This is a genomic window from Flaviaestuariibacter flavus (assembly GCF_004337505.1).
Lineage (GTDB): Bacteria > Bacteroidota > Bacteroidia > Chitinophagales > Chitinophagaceae > Flavisolibacter > Flavisolibacter flavus.
This window is the reverse complement of the sequence record NZ_SJZI01000042.1, coordinates 156,281-174,403: the sequence shown is the minus strand read 5'-3', so window position 1 is coordinate 174,403 and position 18,123 is coordinate 156,281. Positions and strand designations below refer to the sequence as shown.

The 18,123-nt window shown below is 58.8% G+C and carries 11 protein-coding genes; 6 read left to right on the top strand and 5 right to left on the bottom strand.

All coding sequences use genetic code 11. From position 1 onward, the window contains the following. Positions 1–210: 210 nt before the first annotated feature. Positions 211–1,182, bottom strand: a complete 972-nt coding sequence (locus EPD60_RS08755; RefSeq protein WP_131448873.1) for a M23 family metallopeptidase — start codon at positions 1,180–1,182, stop codon at positions 211–213. A gap of 178 nt (positions 1,183–1,360) precedes the next feature. Between EPD60_RS08755 and alaS the strand changes: the two genes are divergently transcribed. From alaS to EPD60_RS08740, 3 genes are all read left to right on the top strand, one after another. Next, positions 1,361–3,976 carry an alanine--tRNA ligase gene (gene alaS / locus EPD60_RS08750; protein ID WP_207896573.1) on the top strand — a complete coding sequence of 872 codons (2,616 nt, stop codon included), beginning with the start codon at positions 1,361–1,363 and terminating at the stop codon, positions 3,974–3,976. A 218-nt stretch (positions 3,977–4,194) separates the two neighbouring features. Then, positions 4,195–5,187: a PDZ domain-containing protein gene (locus EPD60_RS08745; RefSeq protein ID WP_131448871.1), complete on the top strand. Its 993-nt coding sequence runs from the start codon at positions 4,195–4,197 to the stop codon at positions 5,185–5,187. Between the two features lie 148 nt (positions 5,188–5,335). Further along, positions 5,336–6,514 carry a TlpA disulfide reductase family protein gene (locus EPD60_RS08740; protein ID WP_165871486.1) on the top strand — a complete coding sequence of 393 codons (1,179 nt, stop codon included), beginning with the start codon at positions 5,336–5,338 and terminating at the stop codon, positions 6,512–6,514. Positions 6,515–6,621: 107 nt separating this feature from the next. Here the strand turns inward: EPD60_RS08740 and EPD60_RS08735 are convergent, their stop codons facing one another. The 4 genes from EPD60_RS08735 to EPD60_RS08720 all read right to left on the bottom strand — a co-directional run bounded on the left by EPD60_RS08735 (position 6,622) and on the right by EPD60_RS08720 (position 14,481). Continuing rightward, positions 6,622–7,224, bottom strand: a complete 603-nt coding sequence (locus EPD60_RS08735; RefSeq protein ID WP_131448867.1) for a hypothetical protein — start codon at positions 7,222–7,224, stop codon at positions 6,622–6,624. 9 nt (positions 7,225–7,233) lie between these two features. Then, positions 7,234–8,766 carry a RagB/SusD family nutrient uptake outer membrane protein gene (locus tag EPD60_RS08730; protein WP_131448865.1) on the bottom strand — a complete coding sequence of 511 codons (1,533 nt, stop codon included), beginning with the start codon at positions 8,764–8,766 and terminating at the stop codon, positions 7,234–7,236. A 19-nt stretch (positions 8,767–8,785) separates the two neighbouring features. Continuing rightward, positions 8,786–11,872: a SusC/RagA family TonB-linked outer membrane protein gene (locus tag EPD60_RS08725; RefSeq protein ID WP_165871485.1), complete on the bottom strand. Its 3,087-nt coding sequence runs from the start codon at positions 11,870–11,872 to the stop codon at positions 8,786–8,788. A gap of 275 nt (positions 11,873–12,147) precedes the next feature. Then, positions 12,148–14,481, bottom strand: a complete 2,334-nt coding sequence (locus tag EPD60_RS08720; protein WP_131448861.1) for an efflux RND transporter permease subunit — start codon at positions 14,479–14,481, stop codon at positions 12,148–12,150. A gap of 464 nt (positions 14,482–14,945) precedes the next feature. Here EPD60_RS08720 and EPD60_RS08715 point away from each other — a divergent pair, with 464 nt between their 5' ends. The 3 genes from EPD60_RS08715 to porZ all read left to right on the top strand — a co-directional run bounded on the left by EPD60_RS08715 (position 14,946) and on the right by porZ (position 18,108). Then, positions 14,946–15,401: a hypothetical protein gene (locus EPD60_RS08715; protein WP_131448859.1), complete on the top strand. Its 456-nt coding sequence runs from the start codon at positions 14,946–14,948 to the stop codon at positions 15,399–15,401. After that, positions 15,382–15,627 (top strand): hypothetical protein, encoded by a 246-nt coding sequence (locus EPD60_RS08710; RefSeq protein ID WP_131448857.1) that lies wholly within the window; start codon positions 15,382–15,384, stop codon positions 15,625–15,627. The genes EPD60_RS08715 and EPD60_RS08710 overlap by 20 nt, the downstream gene beginning before the upstream one ends. Positions 15,628–15,813: 186 nt before the next feature. Next, positions 15,814–18,108, top strand: coding sequence for a type IX secretion system anionic LPS delivery protein PorZ (porZ, locus tag EPD60_RS08705; protein WP_131448855.1), 2,295 nt, complete (start codon positions 15,814–15,816; stop codon positions 18,106–18,108). The last annotated feature ends 15 nt before the right edge of the window (positions 18,109–18,123 follow it).

Here is an 18,123-nt window from a genome sequence, read left to right as displayed (position 1 = left end):
TGGAGCGAAAGAACACTGATTCCGCAGGCGGAATACGCAGATCGGTTATGATTTATTATGATTGGCTGACGCCGGCATGGTTCGGCAAGCTCACCATGACATGGTCAGCCTGAGCGTAGGCGAAGTTGTCATCCTGAGCGTAGTCGAAGGCTGCGTGAATCATAACCATCATAAAAGATCTGCGTTCTTTCTCTCCCGCCGCCTGCGGCGCTAATCAAAGCTCTGGTTGCTCGCCTGCGCGCGTTTCAGCATCGCGTCAAACTGCGCCGGGCTGAGGTCGTTGTAGAAGAAGTAGATGGGGTCGAGCTTGCGGCCGTTCTTGTGCACTTCGTAGTGGCAGTGCGGACCGGTGCTTTTGCCGGTGGATCCAACGTAACCGATGATTTCGCCGCGCTTTACCTGCTCGCCGCGGCGCGCCTTTACCCGCACCATATGTCCATAAAGGGTTTCGTAGCCATAGCCGTGGTCGATCTCCACGTGGTTGCCATAGCCGTCGTTCTCGTTGCCGGCCACCGTTACGCGGCCGTCGGCGGTGGCATAGATGGGCGTGCCCTGCGGCGCCGTAAAGTCGAGACCCGCGTGCATCTTGGGCGTTTTGTAAATAGGGTCGATGCGAACACCGAAGCCTGAGGCAATACGGTCGAGATCCTTATTGCTCACCGGCTGGATCGCAGGGGTGGCCGCCAGCAGCTTTTCCTTGTTCTTGACCAGCACACCCAGCTCCTCGTAGGATTTGCCCTGCACTGCAATGCGCTTTTTGAGATTGCCGATGATGGATTGAACCGAGGCAATGAGTTGAGCATTGTCCATCCGCTCCACGCGGGCAACCTCCTGCTGGGCGGCGATGACCTCGGCACGGGCGCTGTCGGGGATGGGCGTGGCCTCGAAGATGGAACGGTAAACATTGTTGTCGCGGCGCTCCAGCTCCGCCATCTTCAGGCGAAGGTCATCGAGCTGGCGGTCAAGGTCGTCGTAGTTGCCGCGAAGGCGCTGGTTTTCGATCCGCAGCAGCTTCTCTCCCGGCGAGCCCAGGAAGCGGAAGGCCGCCCAGGCAATGAGCGCCCCCGTTACCAGCGACACGGCCATGAAGCTGAAGAGGCGCAGCAGCTTTACCCGCAGCGGCGTCACCAGCTTCTCGTAGCGGAGGGTATGGGTGTTATAGTAATATTTGATTTTCTTCATGGAGGTTGGATGCATGACCCGTCAACCGTAAACCCGCAGCCGCGCATGGCGGCGGCGGCCGGAGGCTGCGCGGCGTCGGGAGCGTTTCGTTACCTTTGGCGGCCCCGGCGCTACCGCCGGGGATGCCAACAAATTTACCTGCTTCGGCAGGAAAACCTCAACATTTATTGTTTCAGAAATGATGACCAGCTCGCAGATACGCCAGGCCTTCCTGGATTTTTTCGCACAGAAAGGCCACGCCATCGTGCCCTCCGCACCCGTGGTGGTGAAGAACGACCCGACCCTGATGTTCACCAATGCCGGCATGAACCAGTTCAAGGACTACTTTCTCGGCAACAAAACCGCGCCCAACCCGCGGGTGGCCGACACCCAGAAGTGCCTCCGCGTCAGCGGCAAGCACAACGACCTGGAAGAAGTGGGCGTGGATACCTATCACCATACGCTCTTCGAGATGCTGGGCAACTGGAGCTTTGGCGACTACTTCAAAAAGGAAGCGATCGAATGGAGCTGGGAACTGCTCACCAAAGTTTTCGGCATTCCCGAAGACCGCATGTACGTGACAGTTTTTGAAGGCGATGCTTCCGAAGGGATTCCTGCGGATGACGAAGCTGCAGCCGAATGGAAAAAATGGATCTCCCCCGATCGTATTCTCCTCGGTAATAAAAAAGACAACTTCTGGGAAATGGGCGATACGGGTCCCTGCGGCCCCTGCACCGAGATCCACGTGGATACCCGTGTAGACGCCGAGCGCGCCCAGGTAGATGGCAAGACACTGGTCAACGCCGACCACCCGCAGGTGATCGAGATCTGGAACAACGTATTTATCCAGTTCAACCGCACCAAGGACGGCTCCCTGCAGCCCCTCCCCGCCCGCCACGTAGACACCGGCATGGGCTTCGAGCGTCTTGTGCGCGTGCTGCAGCAAAAGCAGAGCAACTACGACACCGATGTGTTTACCGGCACCATCGCCGCCATCGAAAAGATCACCGGCAAAAAATACGAAGGCTCCGACACCGGCAAGAGCGATATCGCCTTCCGCGTGCTGAGCGATCACATCCGCGCGGTATCCTTTACCGTGGCCGACGGCCAGCTGCCGGACAACGGCGGCGCCGGCTATGTCATCCGCCGCATCCTGCGCCGCGCCGTTCGCTATTATTATTCCTACCTCGACTACAAGCAGCCGCTGCTGCACCAGCTGGTGCCGGTGCTGGCCGGGCAGTTTGCCAACGTGTTTCCCGAGCTGGCAGCGCAGCAGGCCTTTGTGGCCCGCGTTATCCGCGAAGAAGAAGAGTCCTTCCTGCGAACGCTGGAAAAGGGCCTGCGCCGCATCGACGACCTGCTGGCCCGCGGGCAGATCACCGGTGCCGAGGCTTTTGAGCTACACGATACCTACGGCTTCCCGTTCGACCTGTCGCGCCTCATCGCTTCAGAAAAAAACATTTCCATCAATGAAGCCGAATACGAGGCCGAGCGCAGGAACCAGCAGGATCGCGGCCGTAAGGACCGCGCCGTGGATGCCAGCGATTGGATCACGGTGAACGAAGGCATCAATAACTCATTGTTTGTGGGTTATGATTCACTGGAAACGAAAGCCAACATCCTGCGCTACCGCCAGGTGAAAGCGAAGGGAAAGGAAAGCTTCCAGCTTGTGCTCGACCGCACACCTTTCTATGCTGAGAGCGGGGGCCAGGTGGGCGATACCGGTATCCTCATTTCCGGCGACCAGCGCATCCGCATCATCGATACGAAGAAAGAGAACGATCTCATCATCCACTTTACCGACAGCCTTCCGGCCCAGCTGGGCGGCGAGTTCACAGCAAAGGTGGATGGCGACAAGCGCCAGAAAACGGCCCTGCACCACAGCGCCACGCACCTGCTCCATGCCGCGCTCCGCCGCGTGCTCGGCACCCACGTAGCGCAAAAGGGCTCGCTTGTAAATGCCGACTATCTCCGCTTCGACTTCTCGCATTTCGCGAAAATGACCGACGAAGAAATCGCGCAGGTAGAAGCGATCGTCAATGAAAAGATCCGGGAGAATATCCCCGTTGTGATCAGGCAAATGCCCAAGGACGAAGCCCTGAAGCTGGGCGCCATGGCCCTCTTCGGTGAGAAGTACGGCGACACGGTGCGCGTGGTGACCATCGACCCGAACTATTCGGTGGAACTTTGTGGCGGCACCCACGTGGGTAATACCGGAGAGCTCGGACTCTTCAAAATCACTTCCGAAGGCGCGGTGGCTGCCGGCGTTCGCCGTGTGGAAGCCGTGTGCGGTGCGGCCGCCGAGCGTTATGTAAACGAGCAGTTGCAACAGTTGCAGGCCGTGAAGGAAGCGCTGAAATCGCCCAAAGACCTGGTGAAGGCCATCAGTTCCCTGCAGGAGGAGAACAACTCACTGCAGAAGCAGGTGGAGAAATTCCAGCAGGCGCAGCTCAACGGCCTCCGCGACAGCCTGCTGCAGCAGAAAGAAGAAGTGAATGGTGCCACCTTTATCGGCAAGATAGTTTCGGTAGCCAATGCCGACGGTCTCAAGAAGCTTGCCTTTGACATCAAAGGTCAGCTCGCCAATGCAGCCGTGGTGCTGGCGGCGAACATCGAAGGAAAGGCGTCCGTAGCTATCGCCTTCGACGATGCGCTGGTGAGCAGCAAAGGCCTCGACGCCGGCACGCTGATCAAGCAGGTAGTTGCGCCGCTGATCAAAGGCGGTGGCGGCGGCCAGAAAGGCCTTGCTACCGCGGGTGGCCAGGACGTATCGAACCTGCAGGCCGTTATCGACGCGGTGCGGGCGAAAGTGTAGCCCGCAAAAAATACGCAGATAAGACAAGGGGCCAATGGGCCCCTTGTTGCTTAAAAACCATTCCGTGTTTTCCGCGTATTCTTGGCGCCCTAAGTGGTTTTACGTGTTTTACGAAGTATTTCGGAGTTTAACACATTTTAACAATGCGAAAAGCTTCGTAATTCAAAAAGGCAACTTATATTTGATCTACGAAACTCAACGTAGCTAACAAATAACTTATGAAACGATATTTTATCCAGATGTGTGTGGTGGCCGGGGCGCTGGTAGCGCTGCCCGCCTATGCGCAGCCTAAGAAGGCTGACAAAAAGGAAAAGGATGTGCAGACCATCGTGATCACCCGTGATGGCAACATGGACGAGGAAACCGTGATCCGCATTAAAGGCGATAAGGTAACGGTGAACGGCAAGGATGCCGACAAGAGCTCCGACGTCAACGTGAACGTGAACACCATCAAAAAGGGTCGCCACGTGAGCATTAATGGCATCGGCGGCCGCAACACCTGGGTGTTCAGCGACGACGAGGACGGGCACACCTTCTTCCAGGAAGACGAAAAGCGCGCCATGCTCGGCGTGGTAACCGATCTCACCGAAAACGGCGCCCGCGTTGCTTCCCTCACGAAGGAAAGCGCTGCTGAGAAAGCTGGTATCAAGGAAGGCGATATCATTACGAAGATCGACAAGGAAGTGATCAGGGAAGACGGCGACGTGGCCAAGGCCATCCGCGCCCATAAGCCCGGCGACAAGGTGGCCATCACGATCCTGCGCGACGGCAAAGAGCAGGTGCTGACCGCAGAGCTCAGCAAGTGGAAAGGCATGAGCACTTTCGGTAACCTGGCGCCTTCGCGCTACTTCAACATGAACGACTTCAACGTGCATGTGGAGACCCCGATGCCGCCTTCGGCTCCCGGCAACTTTTACACGATAGGCATGGGCCGCCCGCGCCTTGGCATTTCCATCCAGGACACAGAAGACGGCAAAGGTGTGAAGATCACCGATGTGGATGAAGACTCGCATGCCGCGAAAGCCGGTCTCAAAAAAGACGACATCATCACCAAGGTGGATGACGACACCATCGAGAGCACCGACGAACTGAAGCGCATTGCTACGCGGCTGCGCCAGGGCAGTGCCCTCACCTTCCAGGTTCTGCGCAACGGCAAGACCGAAACGATCGAGCTGAAGATCCCGCGCACGCTCAGGAAGGCCGACCTCTAGATATTCTCATGTGCAATAACACAACGGCCCTGGCGTCTCCCGCCGGGGCTTTTCATGAAACGGCATTCGTGAATCCTGAATGCTGTGGCCTGCTGTAAATCGGACATCAGCCATCCGACATCATACATCTCCGTCCTACCTTTGCCGCATGAATCGAACCCTGCTCCCGGCCGCGCTGCTGTTCCTGGTGGCCGCCTGCAAGCATAAAGAAAACAATAATTTCACCGTCGACGGCACGCTGAAGGGCGGCGCCGGCCAGACGGTTTACCTGCTCGAAGCCAAGATGGACGCACGCGTTCCCGTGATCGTCGATTCGGCGAAGGCGGATGCCAATGGCCGCTTCAGCCTCGAAGGCAGCCGCCTGGAGGAAAATCTCTACCTGCTGCGCAGCCAGGGCAACGAGGCACCCTTTGCCAAAGTGGTGAACGATGCCCCGCAGATCACGGTCAGCGCCAGCACGTCAGGAACACCATCCTATGCGGTGAAAGGATCTGCCGCCAGCGTCGCGTTGCAGGTGTACACCGACACGATCAACAGCAAGCTGCCCCTGATGGAAGCCCTCATCGGCCAGGGCGATTCGCTGCGCAATGCCAGCGTGTCGGACAGTACGCTGGCGCCGTTGCGCGGGCGTGCACAGGGAGTAGCCAATGAGTTCCGCAATTACACCCTGCAGCTGGTAAAGAACAGTCCCAGCCCCACGGTGGCGGTGTATGCGCTCGGCACCTATTTGCAGCTGGCACGCGGCACGCGGCTCGGCCTGCCCGACCTGAGCAACGACGAACTGCTGCAGCTGGTGAACGCCACTGCCGCACGCTTCGGTGAGCACAAGGGCCTGGCGCAGCTGCGGGCATCCGTTGAAGGTGAAGTGAAAAAAGGAAGCACGGAGCCGGCAGCCGCCGGTGCTTCGGCGCTGCTCAACAAACCCGCACCCGAGCTGGCGCTTAACGACAGCACCGGCAAACCCGTACCGGTATCTTCCTTCCGCGGCAAATGGCTCCTCATCGACTTCTGGGCCTCCTGGTGCCGCCCCTGCCGCCTCGAAAATCCCAACGTAGTAGCTGCCTTCAATAAATTCAGGAACAGGAACTTCACGATCCTGGGCGTTTCGCTCGACGAGGAAAAAGGAGCCTGGACAAAAGCCATCCGCCAGGACGGGCTCACCTGGACCCATGTCAGCGACCTTGCCTTCTGGAACAGTAAGGCCGTAAGCACTTACGGATTCAACTCTATTCCTTTTAATGTACTGGTAGACCCGTCGGGCACTGTAGTGGCCACCGACCTGCGCGGGCCGGCCCTGGAACAAAAGCTTGCCGAAGTGCTGAAATAATTTTCCTGCGTAACTGAAAAGAAGAAGGCTGCCCGAGGGCAGCCTTCTTTTGCGATAACCGGAATGTATTCAGAGGCAATAACACACGTTGTTAGCGCAAACCACTCTTAGTTCTGGGCGATGCGGATGCCCACGATCGAGTAGTTACGGTTGGGGCGCACATCGGTACCGCCGGTGAGGCGGAACACGACTTCCTGTGCCGTTGTGGAGCTCACGCCCGGGTCGGTGATCGGCACGTCGAGATAACCCCAGCTGCTGTCGGCAGGAATGGTGAACTTCCCGTTCAGGGTGCCGTAATGCGTACCGGCGGTGGCTTGCCCGTTCGTGTTCGACGGAACGCCGATGAGCGTGTAGTCGGACTTGGACATCGTCGTATACGTTACTTCCGTCGGCGACTTGCGGGTAGCACCTACCAGATTCACGCGGAGCCGCACACTACCGGAAGTGCGGGTAATGTTGGCATCGGAGCCGGTAACCGCGCGGCCGATGGCGGGCTGGCGGGTCAGGATCGGGAAGGCGATGCTGTCGAGGGGGTTGGCGAGACGACCAAGCGTGGCATCTTTACCAGGTGTATAAGCATTGTTGGTATTGAGCACGGCCGCATCGAATTCCACCAGGGAATCCTGGAATGTCACCGTTTCTTTCTTGATACAGCTAAACAGACCGACGGTGATTGCCAGGGCCAGTAAGCCTACTTGTGTTTTCTTCATATGATCAGTTTAGTAGCCTGCGTTTTGTTTGATGTTCGGGTTTACCTGGATTTCCTGGGTCGGGATCGGGGCGAGGATACGCGTATCGATGAAGGGAACGTCACCGCCGGTGAACACCGGGGCCTTCATGATATCGCGGCGGGTGCGCTTGAGATCCCAAAGGCGATGGCCTTCGAAGGCAAGCTCAATACGACGCTGGCGACCGATCTCGTCCAGAAGTGCCGATCCGGCGAGGGCAACGGCGGGAAGACCGCGCGCAACCAGGATCTTGTTCAGATCAACCAGTGCAGCAGCTTGGTCAAACACCGGGGAACCAGGTGTGGCCTGTGCTTCGGCGCGGTTCAGGTATACCTCTGCGATGCGGATTACCGGTGCATTGTCAAGGTTGACAAAGCCGTTTTTGCCGATGTATTTCGTTACCTCCACATAGGGCTTGCCGCGACCGGCAGTGCCAGGCTCGTAAAGCTGGTTGCGTACGTCCGAGGAGCGCGAAGCGATCGTAGCGGCTGCGGTCTTGTAATTGGTAACGTTGTTGCCGCCATTCAGTGTAATACCCAGGCTATCGAGCATGAAGAGCGATGCAACCACATCTCCGAAGCCGGTAGTAGTGGTACCACCCGGTGCGTTGAGCGTAGTAAATGTGGTTTGCAGCGACTCGTTCACACCGATATTCTCGTTGTTGTTGACAAATGCCACCTGGAACAGGGTCTCGCCGTGAGTGGCGTTGCGCCAGTTGGTGACATAGGCACTGCCGCTCGTCAGACGGGAACCTGAATTCGTGATCGAGGAATCCGACCAGCGCTTGGCTTCCGAATAGTTCTTCCGATACAGGTTCACGCGCGAGAGCATGGCCTGGGCGGCCTGCTTGCTGGCGTAGTTCGGAAACGTGAACGGGGAAACGCCGCTAAGTGTCAGGCGTGCATTGGCCGCTTCGAAGTCGCGAACGATCTGCGCATACACCGTATCGATCGGGGCACGACCCGGAACCGATGCAAGTGCACCGGCGATCGTATTGGTACCCTTCAGCAGCAGCGGCACACCGCCCTGGCTCTGACCGGATACTTCTGCACCCGGCATATAGGCATATACCAGCGCAACGTTCAGGTGACACAGGGCGCGTACAAAGTAGGCCTGACCTTCAATCGAGGAGCGCTCGGAAGCGGTTACCGGTGCGGAACCGGAATTCTCCAGGATCAGGTTTGCCTCGTTGATGTTCTTGTAAAGCAGCTGCCAGGTGGCATCGGTGAAATGCGCACGGTTCTGGTTGTTCGATTCGGCGAAGAGACGGCCGGAACGGTTCGTCGCATAGCCGTTGTCAGCCAGTACTTCGGGAAGTGCGATCAGGTCGCGGCCGTAAAGACGGGCATCTTTCAGGCGGGAGAAAATTCCGTTTACAGCGGCGTTAATTCCCTCTTTAGTGGAGAGTGCGATATTGGCATCGATCGACTCGGTGGGCGCCACATCGAGTGCCTTTTTGCATCCGGTGATAGCTCCTGCCGACACGAGTGCAGCAAGGGCAATAGAAAGCGAATATTTTTTCATGCTGATTCTGTCTTAATAATTAAAAACCAATTTGAAGACCTACGGTCACGTTGCGGCTCTGCGGAATCTGGCCCGTACCGGCACCCAGGAATTCAGGGTCATAGCTCGGGGCTGCAGTCCAGGTAGCCAGGTTCGTACCCTGAACGTAAACCTTCACACCACTCATCTTCACGCGGCGGATGATGTTGGAGGGGATGTCGTAAGAAAGCATTACGTTCTTCAGACGGATGTAGTCACCCTTCACCCACAGGCGGCTGCCGCCACCCTGACCGGAGCTCTTCACTTCGGCGGCGAGGTTCATGCGGGGCACGTCGGTGATCTGACCAGGGGCCGTCCAGCGGTTCTCGTAGATCGAGTGGAGCCAGTTGATACGTCCGCTCGCCTCCGACAGGAAGGAAACCTGGCCGTCGTTCACGAGGCGACCGTACTCATACTGGAAGAATACGTCAAGGGTAAAGCCCTTCCAGCTGATCGAGTTGGTGAGACCACCGGTAAACTTCGGCAGCTCGCTGCCAAGTACACGGTTATCGCGGGGCGACTGGATCTGGTAAGTGTAGTTGCCCAGGCTGTCGATCCACATGGCGCGACCGGTAGCGGGGTTAACACCGGCATAGGGAGCTGCGTATACAGCATACAGCTCTTCGCCTACGATATAGGTCGGGGTGAAGCCGGAGATCGGGTTGGAAGCTTCGTTGGTGAGGATTTTCTGATCACCAGCCAGCTTCAGGAGCTTGCTCTTATTATGCGCAAAAGTGAAGGTAAGATTCCAGTTAAGTCCGTCTGCCTTGCGCGACTTCAGGAGGCCACCGGTGAGGGTCAGTTCAACACCTTTGTTTTCAACTTCACCTACGTTGCTCGTAACCGTGCTGAAACCGGAAGTGTAGGAAACCGGCTGACGAAGCAGCAGGTCGGTCGTCTTCTTGCGGTATACCTCCACGCTACCCGAGACACGGTTGTTGAGGAAGCCGAAGTCAACACCGAAGTTCGAAGAGTGGTTCGATTCCCACGTGAGATCGGGGTTGGAAAGCTGGATGTACGCAAGACCCGAGCGACCACCGTAGTTGGCGCCGCCGCCATAAAGTCCCAGCGGTGCGAAGTTGGAGATCTGGTTGTTACCCACCTTACCGATGGAGTAGCGCAGGCGCAGGGAAGACACCCAGTCGATGCCCTTCATGAAGTCTTCACGGTCAACGTTCCAGCCCACTTTAACAGCAGGGAAGAAGCCGTACTGGTTGTTGGCACCAAAGCGGGAAGAACCGTCGTAGCGTGCGGTGACGCCAATGAGGTACTTGCTCATGAAGCTATAGTTAGCGCTTGCAAACACACTCTGAGCGCGAAACTGCGAAGTGCTTGCCGTAACGCTTACCGGCGTGGAAGCCGCACCCAGCGTGGTAAACTGCGGCGTGGGCAGGTTTTCAGCCGAGGAGTACTGATCGTTGAAGTTCTCGCGGCGGTATTCGTAGCCGATCAGACCATCGATGTGGTGCTTCGTACCGAAGTCGTGACGCGCAGAAAGAATCTGGTCGGTCAGGAAGTTGGTGTTCCAGTTGCTGGAAGCCTGCACGAGGCCCACGCGCGCAAAGGCGTCGGCAGTGCGGGGATCCCAGAAGCTGTTACCCTGTACGTTGCGGTAGTCGAGGGAATAGTAGGAACGGAAGCTGAGCCAGTCGAAGATCTTGTATTCGCCCTGGACATTGCCGATCAGCTGGTTGGTACGCTGGCTGATCTTGTTCAGCTCATTCACTGCAACTGCATTCTGGTTCAGTACACCCGACAGGTTCGCGGGTGTCTGACCGGGCATGCCATAGTAGGTGCCGTCGGGGTTGTAAATGGGGTTGAACGGCAGGATGCCGGCCGCCGAGAAGGCGATGTTGCCGAGCGAGGAGCCGCCGCCACCACCGAAAGGACCTTCCTGGCGGAACGTAGACAGGTTAATACCGGTCGATACGGTCAGGCGGTCGGTAGCTTTGTTGGATAAGTTGAAGCTGAGGCCGGAGCGCACGAAGTCTGCCTTCGTAACGATGGCTTCCTGTGAGCTGTAGTTACCGGAGAGACGGAACGTAGTACGCTCGTTGCCACCGCTGATGCCCAGCTCATAGTTATGAACCTGGCCACGGCGGAAGGCTTCGTCCTGCCAGTCGTAAGTCGGTGTGGAAGCTACTGCAGAATCCACCTGCTTGGAGGTAAAGGACAGTGCTCCCGGAACGCGGAAATCAGTAGAAAGTACAGAGCGACGAACGCCAAGGTCTGTCACCGGCAGGTTCTGGTTGTTGGCGGTAGCCTCGGTGCGCAGCTGGAAGTATTCCTGGCTGTTCACCACATCCAGCTTCTGCAGTCGCTGCGTTGTGCCATGGTAAGTGTTGAAGGTAAACTTCGTTTTGCCGGCCTTGCCCTTCTTGGTGGTAATGATCACCACACCGTTGGAAGCCGCAGCACCATAGATGGCGGCGGAGGCGGCGTCTTTCAGTACGTCGATCGATTCGATGTCGTTCGGGTTGAGGAACGACAGCGGGTTCGACTGCGTGAAGGTGTTGGTGTTGTTGGTGTTCAGTTGCACACCGTCAACAACATAGAGCGGGTTGTTACCCGATGTGATGGAGCCGTAGCCGCGTACGCGCACCGTAACGGCGCCGCCGGGAAGACCGCTGTTGCCCTGTACCACCACGCCGGCCGCCTTGCCTTGCAGCACGCGGTCGATGGAGGAAGCAGGGATGTTCTGGATGTCTGCCGCGCGGATGGTCGAAATAGCGCCGGCTTCATCGCGCTTCTTGCGCTGCTGGTAACCCACAACGACAACCTCCTGGAGGCCGTTATCGGCTGCGCGCATCGATACCGTAACGTTTGAACGGTTGTTGATGCTGATTTCCTGGATGCCGTAGCCTACTGATGATACTACGAGGTTGCGGGCACTGCCGGGAACACTGATGGAGAAGCTGCCATCCGCACCGGTGGTGGTGCCTTGATTGCTTCCTTTAATGGTAACCGATGCATTGGGCACCGCGGCACCGCTTTCGTCGGTCACCTTGCCGGTGACGGTGCGGTTCTGTGCATGGAGCTGCGTGGATAGCACGGACAGCCCCAACAGAAGCATTGGGAATTTTCTCATGTGCATACTTTATTTAAAACTAAAAAGCTGAATCGGGTCCATCGTCCCCCGCCCGGGCGCTTGTAAAAGCAGTTTATCTCATGTGGTTTGTCGGAGCAGGAAGACAGTCAAAACGAATAGACAACAATCCATTCATTTTTGTTGCACGAATTTAACGGCCACGTTAAAAAAATGTTAGTAAGTGATGAGTTTTTTTTTGAGATAGGTGTTTTTACCGGCAAGCCCTGCTTTTCACCCGTTGAACGGGCTAATTATCAGGTTTTTATAAAAAGTACTCAGCTCTTATCTGTTTTCCGGGGACGCAGCGAGAGCAGGAGCGCCGGCAAAAGCGTCAGGTTGGCCACCGTTGCCACCACCAGGGTGAGGGAGGTGAGCCAGCCCAGCGCCTTGGTGCCGCCGAAGCCGGAAAAGCAGAAGATCACAAAGCCCGCGATCAGCACCAGCGACGTATAAATGATGCTGAGGCCGGTGGAATGAATCGTGCTCACCACGTTCTTTTCCACGTCGGCGGCCGTGGCCGCGCCTTGCTTGTAGTTGACCAGGAAGCGGATGGTGATATCGATGGCGATGCCGAGCGTCACGCTGAAAACCAGCACCGTCGAGGGCTTCAGCGGCACGCCTGCCCAGCCCATCACACCCGCCGTGATTACCAGCGGGATAACATTGGGCAGCAGCGAGCAGAGCAGGATGCGGCCCGAGCGGAACAGGTAGAGCATGCACAGCGCAATGAGCGCAAAGGCCCACAGGATACTTTCCTGCAGCCCGTTGATGATAAAGCGGCTGCCTTCGAGGAACGTTACCGAGCCACCGGTGATCTGCACGTTGTATTTCGAGGTGTCGAAAATTTCGGTTGCGCGTGCCTGTACGCTATCGAGGATGCCGGGCAGGCGCGCCGAGCCCACGTCCATCATCGCCGACGAAATGCGGGCGCGCTGGCTGTTGCTGTCCACCAGCGTGCGCAGCAGCCGCGACACCGGCGTGGCCGCGCGGGTACCGGTGTCTTTCGAGGCACTGAGATAGTCTTTCAGCGCCGGCAGCTCGAAGTCGGAAGGCAGCCCGTAGGTGCTGCTGTCGCCATCGTAAAACGCCTGGCGCACAAACTTTGCGATCTCGGTCAGGGCCAGCGTGCGGCCGATATAGGGCTTCCCGCGGAGGTATTGCACCAGCGAATCCACGCGGCGCATATTGCCCGGGATATCGCGCTGCAGGCCGCGCTTCTTCTTCGCATCCACCACGATCTCCAGCGGCATCACGCCGCCGAACTGGCTCTCAAAAAATTTGAGGTCGGCGTAGATCTTATCGGTCTTCGGCAGATCGTCCACGATATAGCCCACGCTTTTCAGCCGCGTGATGCCGGCGATGGACAGGGCCAGCAGCAAACCGGTCACGATCCAGATGGCGCGGCGGTGATGCAGCGACCAGCGCTCGAGGCGCCCGAGCCAGCGGCCCATCATCGCGTTGTCGAGGTAGCGCAGGTGCCGTGCCTTGAGCGTCGCGGCATAACTGAGCACCGGCGGGATGAGCAGCAGCGAGATGAAGAAGAGGGCGCCGATGGCGATGCCCGCCACCGCACCAAACTCGCGCAGGATCGCGCTGCGGGTAAGCGCAAACACGGCGAAGCCGATGGCCGCGGCGATATTGCAGAAAAGGGTCACCACGCCCATCTTGGCGATCATCTGCACCAGCGCCGTGTTTTTATCGCCGTACTCGCGCCAGGCCGTGTGGTATTTGTTCAGGAAGTAAATACAGTTGGGAATACCGATCACTACCACCAGCGGCGGAATGAGTGCGGTAAGCAGGGTGATCTTATATCCCATCAGCTGCAGGATGCCGAAGCTCCAGATAACGCCTACGGCAACTACCGCCAGCGACAGCAGCGTGGCGCTTACGGAGCGGAAGAAGAACAGCAGGATGATGGCCGACAGCAGGAAAGAGCCGATGGTGAACCAGCGCATCTCGTTCTGGATCTTCACCGCCACCTGGGTGCGGATCAGGGGAAGGCCGCTCAGGTGCAGCTCGGTTTTGTGTTTTGCCGAAAAGGCATCGGTCAGCTTTACGATGCCGCCGATCACCCTGGTGCGCTCGGGGCGCTGCAGCACCGGGCCGTTGATGGTGACGGCCATGAGGTATGACCTGGTGGCCGCGTTGTACAGCAGCCCGCGGTAGAAGGGCAGGGTACCGAAGCGGGCCGCCGCCGAATCAATGTCGGCCTGTGTACGGAGCGTGTCGGGAAACACCGCTCGCGCCTCGAGCTTGCCGAGCGAGTCGTTCTTCACCAGCGCCACGGCGGCGGGCACCGAAAGCACGCCTTCCACGCCCGGCACGCGGCGGATGTCGGCCTGCAGGCGGCGGTAGTCGTCGAAGAAATCTTTTTGAAAAAAGCGGTCGGTCTGCACGCCCACCACCATCAGGTTACCGTCTTCGCCAAACTGCCTGCGGAAGGCCTGGTAGGCGGCGTACTTGGGGTTATCGGTGGGGATGGCATTGGCGAACTCGTAGGAGATCTTCACCTTGCTGGCCTGCCAGCCCATAAAAGCGGTGATAGCCAGAAGCAGTGCCAGCAGGGCCGCGCGGTAGCGCAGCACGATTCTTCCCAGGGATTCCCACATAGTTCGGAGCGGTTTAAAGGGGCAAAGATGGGGAAGATGTCTATTGGTCTATTGGTAAAATGGGGATGCTCAATTCCGGGACGGTTTTGTTTTATCAAAACCTATGTTTAAATTTAGAATACCAACGCATCCTTTCAGAACCAGCTGCAACCTCGAAAAGCATCCCGCTCTTTTCCTGTTTTTCATACAACCGGTCCGGAGACCGTAGCGCCGGCATCCGGTTTTTGATACCGCCATGCTACGGCGCGTAGCATCGCAGTATGAGTTTTCATACCGGCATCCAACGGTCCGTAGCAGGGCAGTCCAGATTTTCAAACTGCCATCCTACGGTGCGTAGCAGGGCAGTTTGATTTTTCATACCGGTATCCTTTAGTACGTAGCGCCCGGGTATGGGACCTCCTATAGGCATCCTACGGGCAAGGAGCACCTATTTGATTGATTTTTAACCCCTTAAATACAATCACATGGAAAAAATCTTCCGCGTAGGTAACAACCCTTTCAATGATCGCACGATCAGCACGCCCCATCTCTGCGATTTTGGCGCCGATGCCTGGCCCAAGCTGGACCAAGATTTCCCGCAAGAATCGGCCGAAATCAAGCGCTGCGTAGACAAAGCCGTCCAGGGCCGCAGCAGGGTGCAGCAGGCCGGCTCCGAACGCAGCACCGACACTTCGGTACTCGACGCCTTCCTCGATGAGGTGGCGGTGTTCATGCGCAAATCGCAGGCGCGTGTAGCCGTTGACCTGGACGAGGACTCGCGGGAATTCCGGATGATTTACCCCAATGGCCGCCGCACCTATTCGCAATTGACCAAGACGGATGCCCCCCGCCGTGTTGCTTGCCCTGAAGGGAACGGTGGAGGCCACCGGCGACCGTCTTCACGCTCCTACCCGACAGCGGATGCTGGCTTTTTACGGTGAGTGGGAACGGCTGCGCGAGGCGCAACAGGGAACCGAAGGCGACCTCGGCGAGCACCGCAGCGAGCGCGACGAGGCGCGTGTCGCCCTCGAGGACGCCTGCTACGAGGCCCTGCTACAGGTGGCGCGTAGCAATAAGCGCAACCCGGATGCCGCCCGGCGCTACTTCGATCACACCCTGCTCGACCCGGCCTATACCCCTTCGTTGCGGAAGCAGCCGACGGCATAAGCACCAATCGGCAACTACATCTTTTCGACCCGGGCTTTCGCCCGGGTCTTTTCGTATGCGACCCATGCCGGTAAAGGCAGGCGCTCCGGGATGTGAGCTATGATCTGGTCAGCATCCCGGAGGGATGCGCGTTCCTTAGCCCGGCATGCAATGCCGGGAAACGGCCTGCTTTCGTACCTTCGGCAAGTGAGACTACTGGCCCCCTTCCTCCTGATTTCCACCCTCGCAGCGGCACAAAACACCTTCCCCGCCATCGGCAGCTGGCGCGAGCACCTGCCCACCAACAGCACCCTCGGCGTGGCCATCACCCCCGAACGCGTTTATGCCGCCACGCCCTACGCGCTCTTTTCTGTCAGCCGCGACGGCAACGAGGTGGAGCGCCTCAGCAAGATCGGCGGCCTCAGCGAAACCGGCATCAGCACCATCCGCTACGACGCGGCCGCCGGCAAGCTCTATGTAGCCTATACCAACAGCAATATCGACGTACTCACCAACAACGGCATCCGCAACATCCCCGACCTGAAGCGCGAAAGCGTGTCGGGCGATAAAAGCATTTACGATTTCTTCCCCGCCGGCAACGTGGTGTATGTGTCCACCGGCCTCGGCATCTGGGTGCTCGACGCCGACCGCTACGAAACGAAGGACTCCTGGTTCATCGGCAACGGCGGCGCCTACGTGCGCACCCGCGCCGTTACCCGCGACAACGACTTTATCTACGCGGCCACCGACGAAGGTCTCAAGCGCACGCCGGTCAGCAATCCCACGCCCGCCGACTTCCGCAGCTGGCAGAACCTCTCCGGCACCGGAGGCCTTTCGCCCACCGCCCCCGCCGGCGTGGCCAACGTAAGCGGACGCATCGTGGCCTGGGCCGGCGACACGCTCTGGGCACAGAACGGTGCCACCTGGTCGCTCTTCTGGACCAACGGCAAGCCCATCACCGGCATCAACCCCACCGAAGGCAGGCTGGGCGTCACCCAAACCTTCCTCACGGGAAGCCCCACGCAGGCACTCGTGCTCAACGCCGACGGCAGCGTGTTCCGCAGCGCCACGGCGGCGCCGCCCCTCTCCTACCCGCTGGTGGCGGCCCTCGACGGCACCACACTGTGGGTGGCCGACCTCTACGCCGGGCTTTCGTCGTGGAGCGGCGGCGCCCCGGAATTTTATAAACCCAACGGTCCCGACGGGATCGCCTCTGGTGAAATGACCGTCCGCAACGGCGTGCTCTATGCCGCCGCCGGCACCGTCAACGACAGCTGGAATTACCTGTACGACCGCAACGGCATCTACCAGTACAAGGATGGCCGGTGGACCAACTACAACCAGTTCCGCCTGCCCGTGCTCGACACGGTCATGGATCTTATTTCGGTAGCCGTAGACCCGCGCGATGAAAGCTTTTGGGGCGGCTCCTACGGCGGCGGCCTCGTACACTACACCGGCACCAACAGCCTCGAGATCTACAAGCAGAACTCGCCCGTCGGGCCCACCATCGGCGACCCGGCATCCTACCGCGTGGCTGGCCTTGCCTTCGACGCCGCCGGCAACCTGTGGATCGCCAATTACGGCGCCGGCCGCATCCTGCACGTACGCAAGACCGACGGCACCTGGGCTTCCTTCTCGCCGCCTTTTACACTGAATGAAAACGCCATCGCCCAACTTGTTTTTGATGATGAGGGGATCCTCTGGGCACTCTCGCCCAAAGGCAACGGCGTCATCGCCTATTACCCGGGCGAGAATATCGACAGTCCCTCCGACGACCGCTGGCGCCTCCTGCGCTCCGGCGGCGGCAATGGCAACCTGCCCGCCGGCGAGCCGCTTTGCCTTGCCAAAGACCGCAGCGGCTTCGTGTGGATCGGCACCACCGACGGGGTAGCCATCATGCAATGCGGCAGCAGCGTATTTACCGGCTGCGAAGCCACCCTCCCCATCGTGCAGGGCACCAACAGCTTTGCCAACTACCTGTTCAAGGGCGAAGAAGTACGCAGCATCGCCGTGGACGGCGCCGACCGCAAGTGGGTAGGCACCCGCAACGGCCTCTGGCTCATCTCACCCGACGGCGACAAGCGCCTCCAGCATTTTACCGAAGACAACAGCCCCCTGCTCAGCAACGACATCAAGCGCGTAGCTATCGACGGCGCCAGCGGCGAGGTATTCGTATCCACGTCGAAAGGCATCTGCTCCTTCCGCGCCGACGCCACCGAGGGCAGCGAAGACTACAGCAGCCTTCAGGTATTTCCCAACCCCGTACCGCCCGGTTACACCGGCAGCATCGCGGTGCGCGGGCTCAGGGAAGGCAGCATCGTGAAAATCACCGAACTCAACGGGCGCCTCGTATACCAGTCCCGCTCCAACGGCGGCACCGCCACCTGGAATGGCCGCGACTACCAGGGCCGCGCCGTGGCCAGCGGGGTCTACCTGGTATTTGTAAGGCAGGAAGGCCAGCCCGAAAAGGGCGTGGGAAAGATCGTGTTCCTCGGGAAATGAGAAGGAGGAAATGCC

Excerpts from the sequence above, each read along its gene's own strand:
- EPD60_RS08755 (WP_131448873.1), bottom strand. The coding sequence starts at position 1,182 with ATGAAGAAAATCAAATATTACTATAACACCCATACCCTCCGCTACGAG.
- alaS (WP_207896573.1), top strand. The coding sequence starts at position 1,361 with ATGATGACCAGCTCGCAGATACGCCAGGCCTTCCTGGATTTTTTCGCA.
- EPD60_RS08745 (WP_131448871.1), top strand. The coding sequence starts at position 4,195 with ATGAAACGATATTTTATCCAGATGTGTGTGGTGGCCGGGGCGCTGGTA.
- EPD60_RS08740 (WP_165871486.1), top strand. The coding sequence starts at position 5,336 with ATGAATCGAACCCTGCTCCCGGCCGCGCTGCTGTTCCTGGTGGCCGCC.
- EPD60_RS08735 (WP_131448867.1), bottom strand. The coding sequence starts at position 7,224 with ATGAAGAAAACACAAGTAGGCTTACTGGCCCTGGCAATCACCGTCGGT.
- EPD60_RS08730 (WP_131448865.1), bottom strand. The coding sequence starts at position 8,766 with ATGAAAAAATATTCGCTTTCTATTGCCCTTGCTGCACTCGTGTCGGCA.
- EPD60_RS08725 (WP_165871485.1), bottom strand. The coding sequence starts at position 11,872 with ATGAGAAAATTCCCAATGCTTCTGTTGGGGCTGTCCGTGCTATCCACG.
- EPD60_RS08720 (WP_131448861.1), bottom strand. The coding sequence starts at position 14,481 with ATGTGGGAATCCCTGGGAAGAATCGTGCTGCGCTACCGCGCGGCCCTG.
- EPD60_RS08715 (WP_131448859.1), top strand. The coding sequence starts at position 14,946 with ATGGAAAAAATCTTCCGCGTAGGTAACAACCCTTTCAATGATCGCACG.
- EPD60_RS08710 (WP_131448857.1), top strand. The coding sequence starts at position 15,382 with ATGCTGGCTTTTTACGGTGAGTGGGAACGGCTGCGCGAGGCGCAACAG.